This window comes from Rhizobium sp. L1K21, assembly GCF_024055895.1.
GTDB lineage: Bacteria > Pseudomonadota > Alphaproteobacteria > Rhizobiales > Rhizobiaceae > Ensifer_A.
In genome coordinates this window covers 1,950,107-1,970,489 of sequence record NZ_JAMXLE010000001.1, presented here as the reverse complement: position 1 = coordinate 1,970,489, position 20,383 = coordinate 1,950,107, and the positions used below count along the sequence as shown (strand labels likewise).

The 20,383-nt window shown below is 57.3% G+C and carries 20 protein-coding genes and 1 pseudogene; 11 read left to right on the top strand and 10 right to left on the bottom strand.

Going from position 1 to position 20,383, the window contains the following annotated elements:
- Positions 1 to 85 precede the first annotated feature (85 nt).
- Both gatC and gatA read left to right on the top strand, forming a co-directional pair.
- Entirely contained in the window at positions 86 to 373 is a 288-nt protein-coding gene (gatC, locus tag NHF56_RS09485) for an Asp-tRNA(Asn)/Glu-tRNA(Gln) amidotransferase subunit GatC (protein WP_252803715.1), read from the top strand.
- Positions 374 to 427: 54 nt separating this feature from the next.
- The gene (gene gatA, locus NHF56_RS09480; RefSeq protein ID WP_252803713.1) at positions 428 to 1,909 is read left to right on the top strand and encodes an Asp-tRNA(Asn)/Glu-tRNA(Gln) amidotransferase subunit GatA; all 1,482 of its coding nucleotides are present in this window, start codon (positions 428 to 430) and stop codon (positions 1,907 to 1,909) included.
- 60 nt (positions 1,910 to 1,969) lie between these two features.
- On the opposite strand, the gene NHF56_RS09475 is transcribed toward gatA, so the two are convergent.
- Together NHF56_RS09475 and NHF56_RS09470 are read right to left on the bottom strand one after the other, a co-directional pair.
- Positions 1,970 to 2,230, bottom strand: a complete 261-nt coding sequence (locus NHF56_RS09475; RefSeq protein ID WP_252804939.1) for a YjhX family toxin — start codon at positions 2,228 to 2,230, stop codon at positions 1,970 to 1,972.
- 199 nt (positions 2,231 to 2,429) lie between these two features.
- Positions 2,430 to 3,761, bottom strand: a complete 1,332-nt coding sequence (locus NHF56_RS09470) for a mechanosensitive ion channel domain-containing protein (protein WP_252803712.1) — start codon at positions 3,759 to 3,761, stop codon at positions 2,430 to 2,432.
- Between the two features lie 144 nt (positions 3,762 to 3,905).
- On the opposite strand from NHF56_RS09470, the gene NHF56_RS09465 reads away from it, so the two are divergent.
- Complete coding sequence (locus NHF56_RS09465) at positions 3,906 to 4,421, top strand: GNAT family N-acetyltransferase (RefSeq protein ID WP_252803710.1); 516 nt, start codon at positions 3,906 to 3,908, stop codon at positions 4,419 to 4,421.
- On the opposite strand, the gene NHF56_RS09460 is transcribed toward NHF56_RS09465, so the two are convergent.
- Complete coding sequence (locus tag NHF56_RS09460; protein WP_252803708.1) at positions 4,418 to 4,705, bottom strand: DUF6455 family protein; 288 nt, start codon at positions 4,703 to 4,705, stop codon at positions 4,418 to 4,420. The genes NHF56_RS09465 and NHF56_RS09460 overlap by 4 nt on opposite strands.
- Before the next feature lie 143 nt (positions 4,706 to 4,848).
- Here NHF56_RS09460 and gatB point away from each other — a divergent pair, with 143 nt between their 5' ends.
- From gatB to NHF56_RS09430, 6 genes and pseudogenes are all read left to right on the top strand, one after another.
- The gene (gene gatB, locus NHF56_RS09455) at positions 4,849 to 6,351 is read left to right on the top strand and encodes an Asp-tRNA(Asn)/Glu-tRNA(Gln) amidotransferase subunit GatB (protein ID WP_252803706.1); all 1,503 of its coding nucleotides are present in this window, start codon (positions 4,849 to 4,851) and stop codon (positions 6,349 to 6,351) included.
- On the top strand, positions 6,351 to 6,851 hold the full coding sequence (locus NHF56_RS09450; RefSeq protein WP_252803704.1) for a GNAT family N-acetyltransferase: 501 nt from the start codon (positions 6,351 to 6,353) through the stop codon (positions 6,849 to 6,851). The genes gatB and NHF56_RS09450 overlap by 1 nt, the downstream gene beginning before the upstream one ends.
- Before the next feature lie 18 nt (positions 6,852 to 6,869).
- A complete protein-coding gene (locus tag NHF56_RS09445; protein ID WP_252803702.1) occupies positions 6,870 to 7,370 on the top strand; it encodes a GNAT family N-acetyltransferase in 501 nt (166 codons plus the stop codon).
- 20 nt (positions 7,371 to 7,390) lie between these two features.
- Complete coding sequence (locus tag NHF56_RS09440) at positions 7,391 to 8,431, top strand: zinc-dependent alcohol dehydrogenase family protein (protein ID WP_252803700.1); 1,041 nt, start codon at positions 7,391 to 7,393, stop codon at positions 8,429 to 8,431.
- Positions 8,432 to 8,703: 272 nt separating this feature from the next.
- Positions 8,704 to 9,099 carry an NADH:ubiquinone oxidoreductase subunit NDUFA12 gene (locus tag NHF56_RS09435; protein WP_252803697.1) on the top strand — a complete coding sequence of 132 codons (396 nt, stop codon included), beginning with the start codon at positions 8,704 to 8,706 and terminating at the stop codon, positions 9,097 to 9,099.
- 71 nt (positions 9,100 to 9,170) lie between these two features.
- Positions 9,171 to 9,575, top strand: a pseudogene (locus tag NHF56_RS09430) (DUF2155 domain-containing protein); the annotation flags it as partial.
- Between the two features lie 628 nt (positions 9,576 to 10,203).
- Here NHF56_RS09430 and NHF56_RS09425 read toward each other — a convergent pair.
- The 5 genes from NHF56_RS09425 to accB form a co-directional block, all read right to left on the bottom strand.
- On the bottom strand, positions 10,204 to 10,893 hold the full coding sequence (locus NHF56_RS09425) for an OmpW family protein (protein ID WP_252803695.1): 690 nt from the start codon (positions 10,891 to 10,893) through the stop codon (positions 10,204 to 10,206).
- A gap of 313 nt (positions 10,894 to 11,206) precedes the next feature.
- Positions 11,207 to 13,768, bottom strand: coding sequence for an FAD-dependent oxidoreductase (locus NHF56_RS09420; protein WP_252803693.1), 2,562 nt, complete (start codon positions 13,766 to 13,768; stop codon positions 11,207 to 11,209).
- Positions 13,769 to 13,988: 220 nt separating this feature from the next.
- Complete coding sequence (gene aat / locus NHF56_RS09415; protein WP_252803691.1) at positions 13,989 to 14,600, bottom strand: leucyl/phenylalanyl-tRNA--protein transferase; 612 nt, start codon at positions 14,598 to 14,600, stop codon at positions 13,989 to 13,991.
- Positions 14,601 to 14,605: 5 nt separating this feature from the next.
- Positions 14,606 to 15,949 carry an acetyl-CoA carboxylase biotin carboxylase subunit gene (gene accC / locus NHF56_RS09410; RefSeq protein ID WP_252803689.1) on the bottom strand — a complete coding sequence of 448 codons (1,344 nt, stop codon included), beginning with the start codon at positions 15,947 to 15,949 and terminating at the stop codon, positions 14,606 to 14,608.
- Positions 15,950 to 15,961: 12 nt separating this feature from the next.
- A complete protein-coding gene (gene accB, locus NHF56_RS09405) occupies positions 15,962 to 16,429 on the bottom strand; it encodes an acetyl-CoA carboxylase biotin carboxyl carrier protein (protein WP_252803686.1) in 468 nt (155 codons plus the stop codon).
- 214 nt (positions 16,430 to 16,643) lie between these two features.
- On the opposite strand from accB, the gene NHF56_RS09400 reads away from it, so the two are divergent.
- Entirely contained in the window at positions 16,644 to 17,492 is an 849-nt protein-coding gene (locus NHF56_RS09400; protein WP_252803684.1) for an alpha/beta hydrolase, read from the top strand.
- An 18-nt stretch (positions 17,493 to 17,510) separates the two neighbouring features.
- Here NHF56_RS09400 and NHF56_RS09395 read toward each other — a convergent pair whose 3' ends face one another.
- The gene (locus NHF56_RS09395) at positions 17,511 to 18,278 is read right to left on the bottom strand and encodes a DsbA family protein (protein ID WP_252803682.1); all 768 of its coding nucleotides are present in this window, start codon (positions 18,276 to 18,278) and stop codon (positions 17,511 to 17,513) included.
- Between the two features lie 276 nt (positions 18,279 to 18,554).
- On the opposite strand from NHF56_RS09395, the gene NHF56_RS09390 reads away from it, so the two are divergent.
- The gene (locus tag NHF56_RS09390) at positions 18,555 to 19,670 is read left to right on the top strand and encodes a pyridoxal phosphate-dependent aminotransferase (protein WP_254007689.1); all 1,116 of its coding nucleotides are present in this window, start codon (positions 18,555 to 18,557) and stop codon (positions 19,668 to 19,670) included.
- A gap of 60 nt (positions 19,671 to 19,730) precedes the next feature.
- Here the strand turns inward: NHF56_RS09390 and NHF56_RS09385 are convergent, their stop codons facing one another.
- On the bottom strand, positions 19,731 to 20,381 hold the full coding sequence (locus tag NHF56_RS09385; protein ID WP_252803678.1) for a TetR/AcrR family transcriptional regulator: 651 nt from the start codon (positions 20,379 to 20,381) through the stop codon (positions 19,731 to 19,733).
- Positions 20,382 to 20,383 lie beyond the last annotated feature (2 nt).

Genomic DNA, 20,383 nt, shown 5'->3' with positions numbered 1-20,383 from the left:
AACCATTGCATCGCGCCAAGCCTCTCTTTATAGCGGGTCGCAAAGATACCAACCGCAAAGACAAACGTCTCTGGAGCTGTTTCGCATGTCCGTCGATATTGCCACCGTCAAACGTGTTGCACGCCTTGCCCGCCTTGCCGTGACCGAAGAGGAAGCGGAGAAGATGGCTGGCGAACTGAACAATATCCTGGGCTTTGTCGAGCAACTTTCCGAGGTTAATGTCGATGGCGTCGAGCCGATGACCTCGGTTACACCGATGGCCATGCGCAAGCGCGCCGATGTCGTCAATGATGGTGACAAGGCGGAGGATATCGTTGCCAATGCGCCTGCAACGGCCGAGAATTTCTTCATGGTGCCAAAGGTCGTGGAGTAAGTTCCACCCAGACCGCAATCGCCCGCCGACCACCGTTTTCGAAAAGTCCGAACCATGACCGAACTGACAAAACTGACCATTGCCGAAGCCCGCGCGAAGCTCGCCGCCAAGGACATCACAGCCGTTGAGCTGACCGACGCCTATATTGCCGCTATCGAAGCCGCCAACCCGGCGCTCAATGCCTATGTCACGGTCACGCCGGAAAAGGCGCGCGAGATGGCGAAAGCCTCTGACAAGCGCATCGAGGAAGGCAAGGCCGGCGCGCTGGAAGGCATTCCGCTCGGCATCAAGGACCTCTTCGGCACCCGCGATGTTCATACCCAGGCCTGCTCGCACATTCTCGATGGCTTCAAGCCGAAATACGAATCGACCGTCACCCAGAACCTGTGGGATGAAGGTGCCGTCATGCTCGGCAAGCTCAACATGGACGAGTTCGCCATGGGCTCGTCCAACGAGACATCCTACTACGGCCCGGTGGTAAACCCCTGGAAGGCCGAAGGCTCCAACCAGCAGTTGGTTCCTGGCGGCTCCTCCGGCGGTTCGGCAGCAGCCGTCGCAGCCCAGCTTTGTGCCGGCGCGACAGCAACGGATACCGGCGGTTCCATCCGCCAGCCTGCAGCCTTTACCGGCACAGTCGGTATCAAGCCCACCTATGGCCGCTGCTCGCGCTGGGGCGTGGTTGCCTTTGCGTCTTCGCTCGACCAGGCAGGTCCTATTGCGCGCGATGTGCGCGATGCGGCCATCCTTCTGAAATCCATGGCAAGCGTGGACACCAAGGACACGACCTCGGTTGATCTGCCTGTGCCGGATTATGAAGCGGCCATCGGCGGTTCGGTGAAGGGCATGAAGATCGGCATTCCCGACGAATATCGCATGGACGGCATGCCCGCGGAAATTGAAAAGCTTTGGCAGCAGGGTATCGACTGGCTGAAGGCTGCCGGTGCGGAAATCGTCAACATCTCGCTCCCGCACACCAAATACGCGCTGCCCGCCTATTATATCGTGGCGCCTGCCGAAGCCTCCTCCAATCTCGCGCGTTATGACGGTGTTCGTTATGGTCTGCGCAAGGAGGGCAAGGACATTATCGACATGTACGAGAAGACCCGCGCAAGCGGCTTCGGCGCCGAGGTCAAGCGGCGTATCATGATCGGCACCTATGTTCTGTCCGCCGGCTATTATGATGCTTATTATCTGCAGGCGCAGAAAGTGCGCACACTGATCAAGCGCGACTTCGAGGATGTCTTCGCCAAGGGCGTGGATGCGATCCTGACGCCTGCAACACCGTCCTCCGCATTCGGCATTGCCGATCAGGACCTCGCAGCCGATCCGGTCAAGATGTACTTGAACGACGTCTTCACGGTGACGGTCAACATGGCCGGCCTTCCCGGCATGTCCGTTCCTGCCGGTCTGGACGAAAAGGGCCTGCCGCTCGGTCTTCAGCTCATTGGCAAGCCATTCGAGGAAGAGACCCTTTTCAAGACGGCGCATGTAATTGAACAGGCTGCCGGTCGCTTCTCGCCGTCCAAGTGGTGGTAAGCCCGGACCCGATGCTCTAGAAAAGGCGGGACATTGATCCCGCCTTTCTGTTTACACTGCTCAGCGATTATCCAACTGCGCACGCACCAGTTCCAGCCCGCGCCGCGTAATGCGGTAGGGCTTGCCATTGGCCGAGGCGATGGCACGGTTGGATTTGAGCTTGCGGAAGAGCCGCATGGTCAAACCGGGATAGCGCCAGCCATCGCGTGTATAGCAGTGGATTTCGCTGATTTTTCTGCTGTCGTCTTCACGGATGATCTCAATCCATCCGCCCTGCGCCATGAGGTGCAGGATACGCTGTTCCAAGCGTGATATGTCCATTGTCTGAAAGTCCGGAAACTGGCCCGCAGGCCGCACGAAAACATGCGCCAGCCGCAAGGGTCTGGCGCGGTTCTTGGTGCTCACCCTGTCTCCGCAAATGGATGCGGGCAGGGTGCTTACCGGGTCTCCGACATAGTGAACATAAAAGCTCCGTTATTGCCTCATCAGGATAGGCGAGCAGAGCGATTTGGCAAGCGCTTCAAGCCTTTGGCGTCTCGGGTTTTGATGATGTGCCGGACGTCTGTTGCGTTACGGTCACGTCGACAGGACTGCGCATGATCACCTCGCGATGCGGGAAGGGAATGTTGACGCCAGCTTCCTTGAAGGCGTCCCAAAGCGCCAGCAGAACCTGGCCGCGCACATTGGTCAGCCCGTTATTCGGATCGGTGATCCAGAAGCGCAGCTTGAAATCCAGCGAGGACGTCCCGAATGCTGTCATCCAGCAAACGGGCTCGCGGTAATTCGTCACCCGTTTGATCCCTTTTGCCGTTTCGATGGCGATTTTGGTGACCTGGTGGGGATTGCTGTCGTAGGAGACGCCGAAATCGACATCGATGCGCACAAAGTCTGATGAGAATGACCAGTTAACCACCTGCTGGGTGATGAAGTCCTCGTTGGGGATCAGATATTCCTTGCCGTCACGGGTGATGACAGAGACGAAGCGGGCGCGCAATTCCCGGATCCACCCGAACGTATCCCCGAGCGAAATCGTATCGCCTGGTTTGATCGATTTGTCGGAAAGGATGATGATGCCGGAAATGAAGTTCGATACCACCTTTTGCAATCCGAAACCGATACCCACGCCGACGGCGCCTGAGAAAACGGTCAAGGCGGTGAGATCAATGCCGGTGGCCGTCAGCGCCGCAGCGCCGGCAAAAATGATCAGCCCGATTTTCACCAGCTTGCCGAGCAGAACGCGGTAGGCCGGCGAAAGGTCATCCAGCCGTTCGATGCGGTTTGACACGACATTTCCGATCAAGACCGCGACCCAGACAAGCGCCACACTGACGACGACGGCCTTGATTGTCGAGTAGAGCGAAATCCGGAACGTGCCAGCCGTGATAGCCGCGCCATCGAGTGCGCGCATCACCTCACGGTCAAAGCCGGTCATGTAGAGTGCGATATAGACCCAGGCGACGAAGGCAACGAAACGCGCGATGCTGCGGTTTCGGATGATGCGGGTGAGAACGGAAACCAAAAACCAAACCGAGGCAAGTGTCAGCGCCAGGCCAATCAGCCAAACGCGGCTCGGCCATGCCGTATAATAGAGGACGATACCGCGCGCCGCCCAAAGCCATAGAACAAAGAAAAGCCATTCGAGCCTGCGCATGAACGCGATAATGACCCGCAGGAGGTCAGGATTGCCCCTGATTTGCCGCGCCCGCTCTTCCATCAGCGGCTCGGCCCAGCGATCCACCAGTTTCGCCACCAGAAATCCGACAGCGATAATCGCAAGCTGGTAAAGTCCCCAGGGGTTCAAGAGGAAGGACTTCAGCCACAGGCCGGGTGCGCTGTTGATGATGATGTCCACCCGTTCTCTCCCAAATTCCTGATTTGGCTAATTTAGACCGTGCAAAACTGAGCACAAGTGGCCCGTTTGAACGATATTGCGTGCGGTCCCTGTTGTAATTAGCCCAATTTGGCCTCTTCAATGGTGCACCGGGAGTGCGAAACGATGGTGCAGATCAGAAGCGCAAGGCAGGATGAAGCCTATTTGCTGGCCGATGTGGGGTATCGGGCCTGGGAAAGTGCGGCCATCGGTTGGGGTGAGGATGAAGAAACCCGCGAAAATGTCGCCTCCGCCTTCCGGCAATTCACCCGCCAGCATTGGCTTTCGATTGATGTTGCCGAACAGGCCGCCCAGATTGTCGGCTGGTCTGCGCGCGAAAAACTGGACAACAATATCACCGACCTCTGGGTGGAGCCCGCCTTTCATCGCCAGGGCATAGGCACCAAAATGCTGCAGGCGATCGAGGCGGAAATGATCCGGATCGGACACACCGAGCTCATCACGCAGGTTCATTCGGAAAATGAAAACGCGGTCTCCTTTTTCATGAAGAACGGCTTTCGGGTGCAATGGATGACAACCGCCTGGTCTGCCAAACTCGACCGCGACGTTGATACGGTCGGACTTGTGAAGGACCTGGGCGACGATGATGGCGAACAGCCTGAAGGCTACGGTGAATTTTAGGTCAACGAGCTGGACGGATGGCTTTCAGAGCGATCCAGCAAGCGCTCGAACATGTCGTGGTTCTTGCAGTAGCTCGGGGCCTCGTCAGGCGCGTGGTTCTGGGCAAGCCAGGCAGCACACTGATCCGGATGATCGCAATGCAGGCAGCGTGTGGCAGCGCGGCGCATGACATTGTGTTGGTCCGGCAGGCTATCAATGGTCTGTGACAAACCCAGCCTGCCGATCATTGCTTCCATCAACTGGGCACTTTCATTGGCGCGGATGAAATAGTGCAATATGCTCATCTTGATACTCCTCAGTCGGACAAGACGAGCACGGCTTGCAGGACAGGGCATTGATCTCAATCAAGGCAAAAAACCTTGCACCCCAGGGGCATTTGTTTTACCGGGAGGTTCGAAATGTTTTGCCTCACCAAAAGAGCCAGTCAATGACCCTTGTCGATGTTCGCACACCCGATCCGAAACGCTTTATCCCCGGTGCCACCGGCGACTGGGAAGTCATTATCGGCATGGAGGTTCACGCCCAGGTCGCAAGCAATGCGAAGCTCTTTTCCGGTGCATCGACTGAATTTGGCAAGGCGCCCAACGCCAACGTTTCGCTGGTGGATGCCGCCATGCCCGGCATGCTTCCCGTCATCAACGAGGAATGCGTGAAACAGGCGGTCCGCACGGGCCTCGGTCTGAAGGCTCAGATCAACCACCGCTCGATCTTCGACCGCAAGAACTACTTCTATCCCGACCTGCCGCAGGGTTATCAGATATCGCAGTTCAAGGACCCGATCGTCGGCGAAGGCAAGATCACGATTTCGCTCGGGCCGGACCGTCAGGGCAACTTCGAAGACATCGAAATCGGCATCGAGCGCCTGCACCTGGAGCAGGACGCCGGTAAGCTGATGCACGACCAGCATCCGAGCATGTCATTTGTCGACCTGAACCGAACCGGCGTTGCGTTGATGGAAATCGTCTCCAAACCGGACATGCGTTCCTCGGACGAAGCCAAGGCCTATATGACGAAGCTTCGCTCCATCGTGCGCTATCTCGGCACCTGCGACGGCAACATGGACGAAGGCTCCATGCGCGCTGACGTCAACGTCTCCGTGCGCAAGCCCGGCGGCGAGTTCGGCACGCGCTGCGAAATCAAGAACATGAACTCGATCCGCTTTATCGGCATGGCGATCGAATATGAAGCCCGCCGGCAGATCGCCATTCTGGAGGAAGGCGGCACGATTGATCAGGAAACCCGCCTATTCGACGCCGGCAAGGGCGAAACGCGCTCCATGCGGTCCAAGGAAGACGCGCATGATTATCGCTATTTCCCCGATCCTGATCTGCTGCCGCTCGAATTCGACAACGCCTTTGTCGCTTCGCTTCTTGAAGATCTGCCGGAATTGCCCGACGACAAGAAGCTGCGCTACGTGAAGGATCTGGGCCTGACCGTCTATGACGCCTCTGTGCTTGTTTCGGAAAAAGCCATTGCCGATTATTTCGAGGTGCTCGCCGAAGGGCGTGACGCCAAATCGGCGGCAAACTGGGTGATCAACGATCTACTGGGTGCCTTGAACAAAGCCGGCAAAGGCATTGAAGAGACTCCTGTTTCTCCGGCCCAGCTCGGCGGCATTCTTGATCTGATCAAGGATGGCACCATTTCCGGCAAGATTGCCAAGGACCTCTTCGAAATCGTCTGGAACGAGGGCGGTGATCCGGCAAAGCTGGTGGAAGAGCGCGGCATGAAACAGGTGACCGACACCGGCGCAATCGAGACGGCCGTTGATGAGATCATCGCTGCCAACCCCGATCAGGTGGCCAAGGTTGCCGCCAAGCCCGCACTCGCAGGCTGGTTTGTCGGCCAGGTCATGAAAGCAACCGGTGGCAAGGCCAATCCGCAGGCCGTTCAAGCCATCGTCAAGGCCAAGCTCGGGATTGAGGAATAATGTTCTTCATCCGCTCCGCCCATGAGGACGACCTGAAAAAGGTTCAGACGCTTCTGGCGGAGACGTGGCGGGCGACCTATATCCCGATCTATGGCGAAGCCAAGGTGGAGGAAATGATTGCCGAATGGCATTCGTTGCCCTCACTGAAGCAGCGTCTTGCGCGTCCACATTCTGAGTTTCTGGTGGCCGATGATGGCCGTCAGATTGGCGGTATGGCTTATGCGGCGATGGTGGAGAAACCTGCCAAGACGGTGATGCTGCACCAGCTTTATGTGCACCCGAACCATCAGCGTCAGGGTGTGGGTCGCGACCTCTTTGCAGAGGTGGAAACCTGCTTTCCCGATGCCGATTTCATACGGCTGGAAGTGGAGCCGGACAACCAGGCCGCGATTGCGTTTTATCGGGCGCAAGGCTTTGAAGAAATCGACAAGACCGCCAATTGCGGTGGTGACAATTCAGGAATTCCGGCTTTGATCCTGCAAAAGCCGTTGAACCATTAGAGAAAGGGCAGGGACGAAATGTTTTTCATTCGCACTGCCCAGGAAACCGATCTTGAAAAGCTGAGAGACCTTCTCGTCGAGACGTGGCGGGAAACCTATGCGCCTTTTCACGGCTTCGCCAAGATCGATGCCTTGATTGAAGGCTGGCATGCGCTTCCAGCCATCAAGGCGCGGCTCAACCGGCCGGACGCAGAATTCCTCGTGGCAGATAGCGGTGCCTATATGGGCGGGATGGCCTATGCCGCCATGTCGCGGCGTGAGCCGAAGACGGCCAATCTCAACCAGCTTTACGTGCATCCGCTGTGGCAGCGGCAGGGGATTGGCAGCGACCTTTTCGCCGAGATCGAGACCTGCTTTCCGGATGCGGAAAAACTGCGCCTGGAAGTGACAGAAGAAAATGATCGCGCAATTGATTTTTACACCGCCCACGGTATGAGCGTGGTGGGTCGGACCGACAATGCGGGTTCGGGTGGCTCGGGCATTCCAGCCCTGATCATGGAAAAGAAATTGGCATTTTAAGACGTGAAGTGGAGCGTGGCATGAAGGCCGTCTTTTACGAACAGTTCGGCGAGATGCCGCGGCTTGCAACCTTGCCCGATCCGACGCCTGCGCCAGGTGGCGTGGTTGTGAAGGTCGAAGCGACCGGTCTTTGCCGCTCCGACTGGCATGGTTGGCAGGGCCACGACCCGGACATCGCCCTGCCGCACGTGCCGGGCCATGAGCTTGCTGGAACAGTTGCTGCAGTCGGCAATCTTGTAACCCGCTGGAAGCCCGGTGATCGGGTAACGGTGCCCTTTGTCAGCGGATGCGGCCATTGCGCCGAATGTGCCAGCGGCAACCATCAGGTCTGTGAAAGCCAGTTTCAGCCGGGCTTCACCGCCTGGGGCTCGTTTGCCGAATATGTGGCGATCGATTATGCCGACACCAATCTGGTGCGCCTTCCGGAAAGCATGGAATTCAAAACGGCAGCTGGCCTCGGCTGCCGTTTTGTAACCTCCTTCCGCGCCGTGGTCGATCAGGCGCGCGTTCAACCCGGCGAATGGGTCGCCGTGCATGGATGCGGCGGTGTTGGTCTCTCCGCCATCATGATCGCCAATGCCATGGGCGCAAATGTCATTGCCGTTGATCTTGCCGAAGACAAGCTCAAGCTGGCACGCGCGCTTGGCGCTGTGGCTGTGGTCAACGGAACAGAGACGAGCGATGTTGCGGGCGCGATCCGCGACATCACAAAGGGCGGCGCACATGTGTCACTCGACGCGCTCGGTCATCCCGCAACCATGGCAAACTCCATTCTCTGCCTGCGCCGCCGCGGCCGCCATGTGCAGGTCGGTCTGCTCTTGGCGGATCAGGCGCGTCCGCCTGTGCCGATGGACCGCGTCATCGGCTGGGAGCTTGAGGTCAAAGGCAGCCACGGCATGCAGGCGCATCGTTATGGTGCAATGTTCGATATGATCGAGACGGGAAAACTTCAGCCCGAGAAGTTGATCGGCAGCGAACTCAGCCTCAGCGACGCGCCGGCAACACTCGCCGACATGAACAGTTTCAAAGGAACGGGAATCAGCGTTATTACCCGGTTCTGATGATATCGGCCTGATTCGGTCGCCGCTGTTGCATGACCGACGGACCATCGCGAAAGGTGAAACAGGCACGGCTTTGATGGGAAACTTGAGCTCGAGCTTCTCCATTCGCGCCGTCGTTCGGCAAAGAGCTCCTCTGTCGCTTGGCAATCCTGCGTGAAATTGACGCCTGAAGTAGCTGCTACTCTGGACAAGCCGGCCTTGGCGCGGCATAAGCGGTGGTGATACACAGAGCCCCGAACTCAAGGGGCATTGGCATTTGGCAAGGTTTTGCGATGAAGACTCTCCTGCAAATTTTCACCTGGTGGAACGGATCGACAATCGGTACGCGCTTCTTCACCTGGCGGAAGGGAACCAAGGTCGGCGAAGACGAATTCGGCAACATCTATTATGAAGGCCCGATGATGTCTTATGGCCTGCCGCGGCGCTGGGTGCAGTATAATGGTTATGCGGAAGCATCTGCGATACCGCCGGGCTGGCACGGCTGGATGCACCACCGCACCGACGTTCCGCCGCCGAAGCAGGACTATAAGCCGCACGAGTGGGAAAAGCCGCATCGCGCCAATGCAACCGGCACGGCAGCCGCCTATCATCCGCCCGGTTCGCTGGTCGAAGCAGGCGAGCGTCCGCGCGTGACGGGCGATTACGACGCCTGGACGCCGGGCAGCTGAGCATTGACGCTGAATGGCCACAATCGCCATTTAGCGGCAGTGGTTTCAAACCACTGGATAAACGGATCGCGATGGATTTCCTCGTTTCATATCTCCGCAAGGGCAGCGCCGCGCTGGCGATAGCCGCCGCCATGGCAGGCCCCGCCGCCGCAGAGCGCATTTCCAATCCTGTTGCGGAGTTTAACGGGCTCGACAAGATCACGGGTCGCATCACGTCCTTTGACGTCTATATCGGAGAAACGGTGCAGTTTGGCGCACTGCAGGTCACGCCGCGCGTCTGCTATAACCGTGACGAAGAGGAAAGCCAGCGTGTGGACGCCTTCGTCGAGGTGGAGGAAATCACGCTCGACCGCAAGATCCGCCGTATCTTCACCGGCTGGATGTTTGCAAGCAGCCCCGGTCTGAATGCTGTGGAACATCCGATTTATGACGTATGGCTGAAGGGCTGTAAGGCCAAGTCCGACGTGCCGCCGCCGCCGGGAGCAAAGGGCGCAGAACCGGCACCGGTTCCGCAGACAGAAGCGCAGGCACCGGCAGAAAATGCCGATGGCGCAGCACCCGCTGACAATGCGCAGACACCGGCGGATGGGGCGGAAGAGGGCAACAAGAATTCGGATTCGATAACGCTGGATGACGGTACTGTTCTTGACGAGAAGGGCCTCGACGAATATTTCAAGAGACGTCAGGAACAGGGGCTGACGGCGCCGATCGATCCGCTGACCGGACAGCCTATTGTGCCCATTGATCCGCAGACGGGCGAACCGCTGAACGTTGATCCACAGACAGGCCAGCCGCTCAATATCGACCCCTTGACCGGACAGCCCCAGCAGATTGACCCATTGACCGGCCAGCCGCTGCAGAATGACGGCGTACAGCCGCAGCCAGACCCGAATTTCGGTGGTTCGCAGCAGCTCCAGGGCGCCCAGCCGGGCGGCGGTCTCTACTGATATAGTCTCAAAGACAGTCTGTGCGCAGGAAGCGCCCGTTGAGTTGCGGCTGCGAATAATTTGGCTCGCCGCTGTGAGGGCCATCACCTGCTGTCGGCGGAAATAGAAAAGCCCGGCAAGCAAGGCTCGCCGGGCCGGATCAGAGCATGTGCCTGCCTTAGAAGCGGTAGGTGATACCACCGCCGATCAGCCATGGATCGAGCTTGGCCGTGCCGGTAACATTGCCCACGCCAGTCACGTTTGCCTGGTATTTGGCGCGCAGGAAAATCTTCTTCACGTCGAAGTTGATACCCCAGTGATTGTCGACCATGTAGTCGAAACCGACCTGGAGGGCTGCACCGAACGTGTTGTCGATATGCAGGTAGTTGGCTGAAGAAGCCTTCTGATTGTAGAAGATCGAGTAGTTGATACCAGCACCGACGTAAGGCTTGAAGTTGCCGAAGTTTGTGAAGTGATATTGCAGGGTCAGTGTCGGCGGCAGAAGCCATGTCTGACCGAGTTTGCCGAGGCCGGCGATGGTGCCGGAGCCGTTCACTTTGGCAAAGGTGGTGCCGAGGATCAGTTCTGCGGCGAAGTTTTCGTTGAAGAAATAGGATATATCGAGTTCAGGGATCACGCTGTCGCTGTAGGACAGGTTGGAGCCTGCAACTCCATCGACATTGCCGCTGTCGCGGGTAATCACGCCAAGCCCGCGTACACGAACCATCCAGGGGCTCAGCGAGATGGCTGCAGCTTCTTCCGCCGGCGTGGAAAAGGGCGTCATATCCGCCGCGTTGACCGCCGTCGCCAGCGCCAGCGCAGACGCGCTTAAGGCCAGTGTGCGAGCCGTGGTCCAGATGGTATTCATTCTCGTGTCTCCTTGTGAATCGAAATGCTTAGACTTTTGCGACTATCCATCCACGAGGAAGAAAGATGTTGATGCAGATCAATATATTAGCAGCTTAATAAGCGTGCTTATAATGTGGCAATTCAGTGTCTCTATTTTGTCACGTATGGACGTGACAGACGTCAAAATAGCCCCTCAAGATCAATGAATATTCCGTTGCTGCTCGCCGGTGAAAGCCGCATCTGAGTGCTGCAATCACTCAAAAAAATGCGGGCCAAAACAAAAGGCGGCCTGCATATGCAGACCGCCCCGATTTTTTCATAGCCAGTGCGTTTCAGGTGCGCGGCAGTCTGTTTTCCGGATCGTAGAGCGGCTGATAACCGACGCCGACCACTTCAACCGGATAGGTCTCGGCAAAATACTCGACATTCAGCTTGCGGCCCGTCTGGCAATATTCATGCGGCAGGTAAGCCAGTATGATGTTCTTGCCGATGGTGGGACCGAAGGCAACCGAGGTCGTGTAAGACAGGCGGCCAAGGCTATCGACGAGCGTCTTACCAGTTTCAGGATCAACGACCGGCATGGCACCGACGGGATAGCGTTTCACGCCCTTGGAATCGGTGTTCTCGGTCATTACCAGGGTGCAGAGCATCGCGGGCTGATGGTCTCGGGCCTTGTATTCCACATGCTTGGCCTTGCCGCGGAAATCGGCTTCCTTGACCTTCGGACGCGCCAGATCGCATTCGATCAGGTTGTACTGGGTCAGAAGGTCGGCATTCTGCAGACGCAGGCTCTTTTCCAGGCGGCGGGAGTTGGCATAGGTCTCAACGCCGACCGGCGTGATGCCTTGTGCGCGCAACGCATCCCAGACGGCCAGGCCGTCTTCGTATTTCATGTGCAATTCCCAGCCCTGCTCACCGACATAGGAAAGGCGGAAAGCCGTGACCGTCTTGCCGGCAATTTCAATCGGCTTGATGGCGGCAAAGGCGAAGTTTTCCGGGTCGAGACCGGCAGGATCAGAGACCACCTTCTTGAGGTTTTCACGGGCGTTCGGCCCCCAGATGCCGATGGTGATGTATTTCTCGGAAACATCCGTCACCGTGACATTGTAGCCCTTGTCCTCCGCCATGCGCTTTACATAGTGGAAGTCACGCGGGCCGGCGTCGGCACCGTCGATGACGCGGCAACGGTCTTCCATGCGGATGACGGTGAGGTCGGCGCGCACCATGCCCTCGTCGTCGAGGAAGTGCGTGTAGATACCCTTACCGATATTGGCATCGCCGCCAATCTTGGCCGCGCAGAGCCATTCCATCAGCTCGACATGGTCGGGACCTTCAACATCGAACATGTAGAAGTGGGACAGGTTGATGATACCGCAGTCTTCGGAAAGCTGCAGATGTTCAGCGTTGGAGACGCGCCAGAAATGGCGGTTGTCCCACTCGTTTTCACGAACCGGGATTCGATCGCCGAATTTCTCCAGCAGGTGGTTGTTGGAGGCGTAGCCATGCGCACGCTCCCAGCCGCCGAGTTCCATGAAGTGGCCGCCAAGCTCGACTTCGCGCTCGTAGAACGGTGACCGCTTCACGCTGCGGCTGGAGGCATAGGGTTCACGCGGATGAACAGCCGGATAGTAGATCTTCTGGGCAGCTTCGTAAGAGCGGTTCCAGATATACTCCTCCGTCAACTGATGCGGATAGAAACGGGAATAGTCTATTGAAGCGTGATCGATTTCCGTGCGGCCATCGGTAATCCAGTCGGCAATCAGCTTGCCGTAGCCGGGACCGTCCTTCACCCAAATGGCAACGCAGTACCAAAGACCGCGAACCTTCTGGCTCTCACCGCAGGACGGTCCGCCTGCGGCAGACACCTGCAGAAGGCCGTTAAACGAATGGCTTTCATTGTAGCCGAGTTCGCCAAGGATCGGCGTCAGTTCCATGGCACGCTCAAGCGGCTCCATGATGTCTTCCATCTCCAGATCGCGCTGGGACGGTGAAAGACGCGCCTCATGCTTTTCGAGAAGGTCGCGCGGATGGCACATACGCGGATTGGTGGTTTCATAGTAACCCCACTCGATCTGCCCGCCTTCGGTGGACTTCGGATCGCCCGTGTCGCGCATATAGGCAGAGTTGCCCTGGTCGCGCATCAGCGGATAACCGATTTCCTTGCCGGTGCCTTCGAATTCATTATAGGGACCGAAGAAGGTCAGCGGGTGATCAACCGGCATGACCGGCAGGTCTTCACCCACCATTTCGGCAATCAGGCGGCCCCAAAGACCGGCGCAGACGATCACGTGATCAGCCATGATGGTGCCGCGGTGCGTTTTCACGCCCTTGATACGACCGCCTTCAACAATGAGGGACTGCGCGGGCGTATTTGCAAAGGCTTTGAGTTTGCCGCTCTTTTCACCGGCATCCACCAGCTTGCCGGCAACCGTCTGCGAGCGCGGAATGACGAGGCCGGCGTCCGGGTCGAACATGCCGCCCTGAACCATGTCCTCTTCGATCAGCGGGAACATCTCCTTGATCTCGGACGGCGTGACATGGCGAACGTTGGTGCCGAATGCCTTGCCGGAGGTCAGCTTGCGCTTGATTTCTTCCATCCACTCATCGTCGCCGGTGCGCGCCACTTCAAGACCGCCCACACGGGCGTAGTGGCCCATCTTTTCGAAGAAATCGATGGAATACTGCGTGGTCCAGACCGAAAGATAATCATGGCTGGTCGTGTAGCAGAAATCCGACGCATGCGCTGTCGAGCCGATATCGGTCGGAATGCCGGACTTGTCGATACCGACAATGTCGTCCCAGCCGCGCTCGATCAGGTGATGAGCAATCGATGCACCCACAATGCCGCCAAGGCCGACGATGACGATCTTGGCCTTTTTAGGAAATTCAGCCATTTCCAATGTCTCCAGTTATATTTGCCCGCGAGGCTGGCGGCGAAAGCGTGAAGTGTGCATCGACTGACATTCGACACGAGACAGCCTCATTTCATAGGCTGAATATTACGACTTCGCAGACGCTTCGACAGAATATTTGCGCCATAAAACATAGTTCCAACGACAGAGCGCAAGAATGTGCACGCTTTGTTGCAACTGAGCTCAACGCAAAATGACGGAACTACTGGAAATCCAGGTCGGGCCCGCTCATAGCCTCGCTGAGCAACACCTCATAGGCCGCCTTTGGCACGTCAATCGCGCCGAAGCTTTTCAGGTGCTCCGTGGTAAACTGCGTGTCGAGAAGCTTGAAGCCTCGTCTGCGCAGCCTCTCGACCAGATGGACCAGACAGATTTTCGAAGCATTCGTGCGGCGCGAAAACATGCTTTCGCCGAAGAAGGCGGCCCCGAGAGAAACGCCGTAAAGCCCGCCCACGAGCTCTGACCCTTCCCAGGCTTCCACCGAATGGGCATGCCCGAGCGCATGAAGCTCGCCGTAGAGGTCAAGGATCGTCCCATTGATCCAGGTGGTGGGGCGATCTTCGGCAGATTCAGCGCATTTTTCCATCACCTGGCCGAACGCCGTATTGACGCGGATATCAAAGGGCTGCTTGCGAATGGCCTTGGCCAGGCTTTTCGAAACATGAAATTCATCAAGGGGAATGATGCCGCGCATTTCAGGCTCGACCCAGAAAATCTCCGGATCATCGGCGGCTTCGGCCATGGGGAAGAGGCCGATGGAATAGGCACGCAGAAGAAGGTCCGGCGTAATCTCCGGGTCTTTTCCGCGTGCCATGATGTTTATTCCGACGTTTGCGCCAGGTATTCTTCGAGCCAGTGGATATCGTAATCGCCATTGGCGATATCCTGATTGCCGATCAAATCCTGGAACAGCGGCAAGGTGGTCTTGATGCCGTCGATGACAAACTCATCAAGAACACGGCGCAGGCGCATCATGCATTCCACACGGGTGCGGCCATGGACGATCAGCTTGCCGATCAGGCTGTCATAGTAGGGCGGGATCTTGTAGCCCTGATAAGCGCCGGAATCGACACGAACACCGAGACCGCCAGGTGCATGGAAATGCGTGATCGTGCCAGGCGAGGGAACGAATGTACGCGGGTCTTCCGCATTGATGCGGCATTCAATGGCGTGGCCATTGAAAACGATCTCGTCCTGTTTCACTGAAAGGCCCCCGCCGGAGGCAACGCGGATCTGCTCATGCACGAGGTCGATGCCGGTGATGGCTTCGGTGATCGGATGCTCCACCTGCAGGCGGGTATTCATTTCGATGAAATAGAACTCGCCGTTCTCATAGAGAAACTCGATCGTGCCCGCACCGCGATATTTCATCTTCTTCATCGCGTCGGCGCAGATCTGCCCGATCTTCATGCGCTGCTCGACGTTAAGGGCAGGAGAATTGGCTTCTTCCCAGACCTTCTGGTGGCGGCGTTGCAGCGAGCAGTCGCGTTCTCCGAGATGAATGGCGTCGCCCATGCCATCGCCAACAACCTGAACCTCGATATGCCGCGGCTTGCCGAGGTATTTTTCCATGTAAACGGCAGGATTGCCGAAAGCGGATGCCGCTTCGGTACGCGCCGTGTTGAAGGCTTCCATGAGGTCGGCTTCGGTCTTGGCGACCTTCATGCCGCGTCCACCGCCGCCTGCTGTCGCCTTGATGAGAACCGGGAAACCGATTTCGCGGGCGATCTTGAGCGCGTTTTCTTCTGTCACCTCGCCTTCAGAGCCTGGAACCACGGGAATACCGAGTTCCTCAGCCGTCTGCTTGGCGGTGATCTTGTCACCCATCAGGCGAATGTGTTCGGCCGTTGGGCCAATGAAGGTAATGCCGTGCGCCTCAAGAATATCGGCAAACTTTGCATTTTCCGACAGGAAGCCATAGCCGGGGTGAACCGCATCCGCGCCGGTAATTTCGCAGGCGGCCACGATCTGGTGAATGTTCAGATAGCTGTCTTTGGACGGCGGCGGGCCGATGCAAACGCTCTCGTCAGCCAGACGCACATGCATGGCATCGGCATCCGCAGTCGAATGAACGGCAACGGTTGCGATGCCGAGCTCTTTGCAGGCGCGCAAGATGCGAAGCGCGATTTCACCGCGGTTGGCAATGAGGACCTTGGAGATCATGGACCAATCTCCTTATTCGATGACCAGCAGAGGCTCGCCGAACTCAACAGGCTGCGCGTCTTCAACCATGATCTGGACAACCTTGCCCGAACGCGGTGCCGGAATCTGGTTCATCGTCTTCATGGCTTCGATGATCATCACCGTCTGGCCTTCCTTGACGTTTGCACCGATTTCGATGAAGGGCTTCGAGCCGGGGGCAGGCGCCAGATAGGCAGTTCCGACCATCGGAGAGGTGACGGCGTTTTTGGAAACGGCGCTGCTTGCAGCCTCTGCGGCGGGAGCCGGCGCTGCAGCAGCCGCTGCGGGCGCAGCCGGAGCAGGGGCAGCATAAGCCACTGGTGCCGCTGCCGGTGCTGCGCGCGACACGCGAATGCGAAGATCGTCGTTTTCGACTTCGATTTCCGTCAGGTCCGTTTCGTTGAGGATATTTGCAAGATCTCTAACCAGCGATTGATCAATGCCCGCTTTTTTGTCTGCCATGGGTGCATCTTCCTATGTTCTTTTTATCGCCCGTTCCAATGTTCTTGATTTTCATAGTACATGGACGCGGGCCAATGCAATTTGGGTTCCTCCTATAGAGCCCTTCATCCTCAAATGGAAGCAATTCTGTGGCATGGTGGCACGTAAAGCACCTGAAAACAGATTCAAATCCGTTTATTGTTAATATCGTGCAGTGGAAATGCGGGGACTGTTAATGTTTGACACGATGAAGAAAGCCGGATCGACAGGAATCGCAGCGCTTGTTTTACTCGTTTTGACAGCCTTTCCCGTGTTCTCGGGACAGGTTGTACGCGATGTTCCGTACGGCGCGGACCGCTATCAGCGTATGGATATCTATCTGCCGGATGAGGCACCGCACGGTGGTGCGCCCGTCATCTTCTTCGTGCATGGCGGCGCCTGGCAGTTCGGCGACAAGACCAACGCTTCCGCCATTGGTAACAAATCCACGCACTGGACACGGCAAGGTTATGTATTCATTTCAGCCAATACACGGCTTTTGCCGGACGCTGATCCGATAGAGCAGGCTGAAGATCTGGCAGATGCAATTGCCTTCGCTCAGAAAAATGCCGCGCGCTGGAATGCCAATCCCGGCCTTTTTGTGCTGATGGGCCATTCCGCAGGCGCGCACCTTGCCGCACTTGTGTCGGTCGATCCAGAAATTCTGGCAAAACGTGGCGGGCGCAAATTGGTGGGTACGGTTTCCCTCGACAGCGGCGCTTACGATATCACGCAGATCATGACCTATCGCCACCACAGGCTTTACGATTTTGTCTTCGGGGATCGACCCGACGCCTGGCAGGAAGCCTCACCCACCGATCAGGTGAAGCGCGGGGCTGCCCCGATGCTGTTGGTCTGCTCGGAGTTTCGCCCCGATTCCTGTGGGCAGGCGCGGGCCTTTGCCCGGAAGCTGCAATCCGTCGGAACACGCGCAGAGGTCATGCCCGTGAGGCTGACCCATGGCGCGATCAACAAGCGCCTGGGTACGAGAAGCGACTATACGAGCGACGTTGATGAATTCATCAATTCGCTGGAACTGCCCTGAACACAGGGGAGGCACAAGTCAGCAGCTTGCCTTGCCGCATTCGCGCATATTGGCAACCTTGTTCGTCAGCGTGTCGAGACCGACGGCACCGGAAATCAGCTCGTTTCCAACCACATAGGCAGGCGTGCCGTTAATGCCGAGACTGTCTGCAAGCGCGTAGGACTGGCGGATTTCATCATCGCCGTTTCCTTCCTTCATCTGCGTGCGGATGTCGTCTTCCGAAACGCCGAGGTTTTTGGCAACCGAAATCGCTGTCGCCTCGTCGGCATGGGCCTGACCGCCGAGGAGGGCCATGTGAAAATCGCCGTACTTTTCAGGCGCGAGCGCACGCACAGCCATGGCGACGCGATGTGCCGCAACCGAATCGGGGCCGAGAATGGGAAATTCCTTCAACACGAAACGGATCTGATCGTCGCTCTTGATCAGCGCTTGCATATCTGTGATGGCGCGTTTGCAGTAGCCGCAATTGTAATCGTAGAATTCGACTACAGTGACATTGCCGTTCGGATTGCCCAGAACAAGGTCGTTCTTGTCGTTGAAAATGGCGTCCTTGTTGTCGGAGATAACCGCATTGGCCTTGGCAAGACGTTCTGCCTGCTGCTTGGCCTGCATGGCATCTTGAACTTCAAAGAGAATTTCCGGGTTCTGCAGAAGGTATTCGCGAATGAAATCTCCGATTTCCTTCTTCTGTGCATCATCCAGTGCATAGGCGGCAGGGGCCGTTGCCAGTGCCGATGACAAACCAAGTGCCGCTGCCATTGCAAAACTGGCCAATGTCTTCGCCATGAAAATCTCCTCAAGCGCTGTTTGCGCGTCAAATGAATAAGTGATCCACAAAATACGCGCCATGAGGGCGGAAATGGGACGTCGAAGCTGTGTTTGCCCCATTATAGTGCCCACTTAAACCCCAAAAATGCGTTTACCTGTCGCAGTCGCGGGATTGTGATTGCCGAAGCAATCCTGCAAAAGGTGACCTGTCATAACGAGTCCTGAAAATACCAACGCCCGGAGTATGTCGTGCCGCCATTGTCCAGCCGCAGCCGTGTTGAACCGTTCCATGCAATGGATGTGCTGGCCGAGGCAACCCGCCGCAAAGCGCAAGGTTATCCGGTGATTTCCTGCGCAGTCGGTCAGCCCTCGCATCCGGCACCAAAGGCAGCGCGCACGGCGGCAAAGGCAGCGCTCGATACAGGGCGGATCGGTTACACCGACGCGCTCGGCCTGGCGTCTTTGAAAAGCGCCATCAGTGCACATTACAAGCGCTATTACGGTCTGGACGTGAGCCCAGAGCGTATTGCCGTGACGACAGGATCGTCAGCCGGTTTTAACCTGGCCTTTCTCGGTCTCTTCGATGCCGGGCAGACGGTGGCGATTGCGCGTCCCGGCTATCCGGCCTATCGCAATATTCTGGCCGCGCTCGGACTGAACGTGGTGGAGGTGGCGGCAGACGCAGAAAACGCCTTCACCTTGACGCCTGAAAACCTGGATGCCGCCGCAGGCGAGGCCGGAAAGCGCATAGACGGCGTGCTTCTGGCAAGTCCGGCAAACCCGACCGGTACAGTGACGGGCAGGGCAGCGCTCAAACGTTTGGCCGATTATTGTTCAGCCAACAACATCCACTTCATCTCCGATGAAATTTATCACGGCCTGACATTTGCCGGCGAAGAGGCAAGCGCCCTTTCGGTGACCGACGATGTGGTGGTGATCAACTCGTTTTCGAAATATTATTGCATGACGGGCTGGCGGGTCGGCTGGATGGTTTTGCCGGAGGCTTACCTGCGTCCATTCGAATGCCTGGCGCAGAGCCTTTATATTTCTGCGCCGGAAGTGTCGCAGATCGCCGCGGAAGCTGCACTCACCGCAACGGACGAACTCGAGGTCTATAAGCAGACCTATGCCGACAATCGCGCCCTGCTGATGCAACGTTTTGAAGCGATGGGCCTGCCATTGGCATCACCCATGGACGGTGCTTTTTACGCCTATGTCGATATCAGCAGCCTCACGAATGACTCCATGGCTTTCGCAAAGAAGATGCTGGCGGAAATCAATGTCGCGGCAACGCCGGGTGGCGATTTCGACCCGGTCGATGGTAGCCGTACGATGCGCTTTTCCTATGCCGGCTCAACGCCGGAAATGGCCGAGGCCATGGATCGCATGGCTGCCTGGATTGCAAAATAAACAACCGCTTATCGCAATGTCTGGAATCAAGATGAGAAGCCGCTTTTTCCGTTCAGCCAGCTATTTGATTGCATAAGCAGCGACAAAAGCACGAACACCTCGCTCGGCCATGGCCCTGCATGTTTCTTCATCCGGCAGATGGCCCAATTGCGTTTCCGGTCTCCATTCCGCCGTCAACAACGCCATGAATTGCCGTGCAGTCAGCGTAGGGTCTTCTCGGCGAATCACACCGGCGTGAGCGAGACTCGCGAATTTTGCCGCTAAAGCCGGGTTCTTCCGCCCCGGCCCGTATTCTCGCCAGCCTGACAGGAGTTCTGGATACCGCTCACCTTCGTTCTGTACGAGCCGCATCAGCCATCGCGCGGTCTTGTCATGCGTCATGTGGTAAAGAATGCGGGTGCCAAATGCGCTGAGGCCGCTCTGCAGACTATCATCGCTGTTGTCTATGTCCGGAAATTCCTCGAGCATTTCAAAAAAATGCTCCGTCGACCGTTCTGCCAACTCCTTGATGACGGCCTTAAAGAGCCCTTCCTTGTCACCCACATGATTATAAATCGTTTGCCGCGAGACATTCGCCCGTGTGGCGACAGCATCAATACTGGCGCCGGCAAAACCATCCTGACACAAAATGGCAGCCGCAGCCTCTAGTATCCTGTCGCGCTTGGACAATTTGGTTTCGATCACGTTCATATCAAAGGGATAAGCGTTCATAA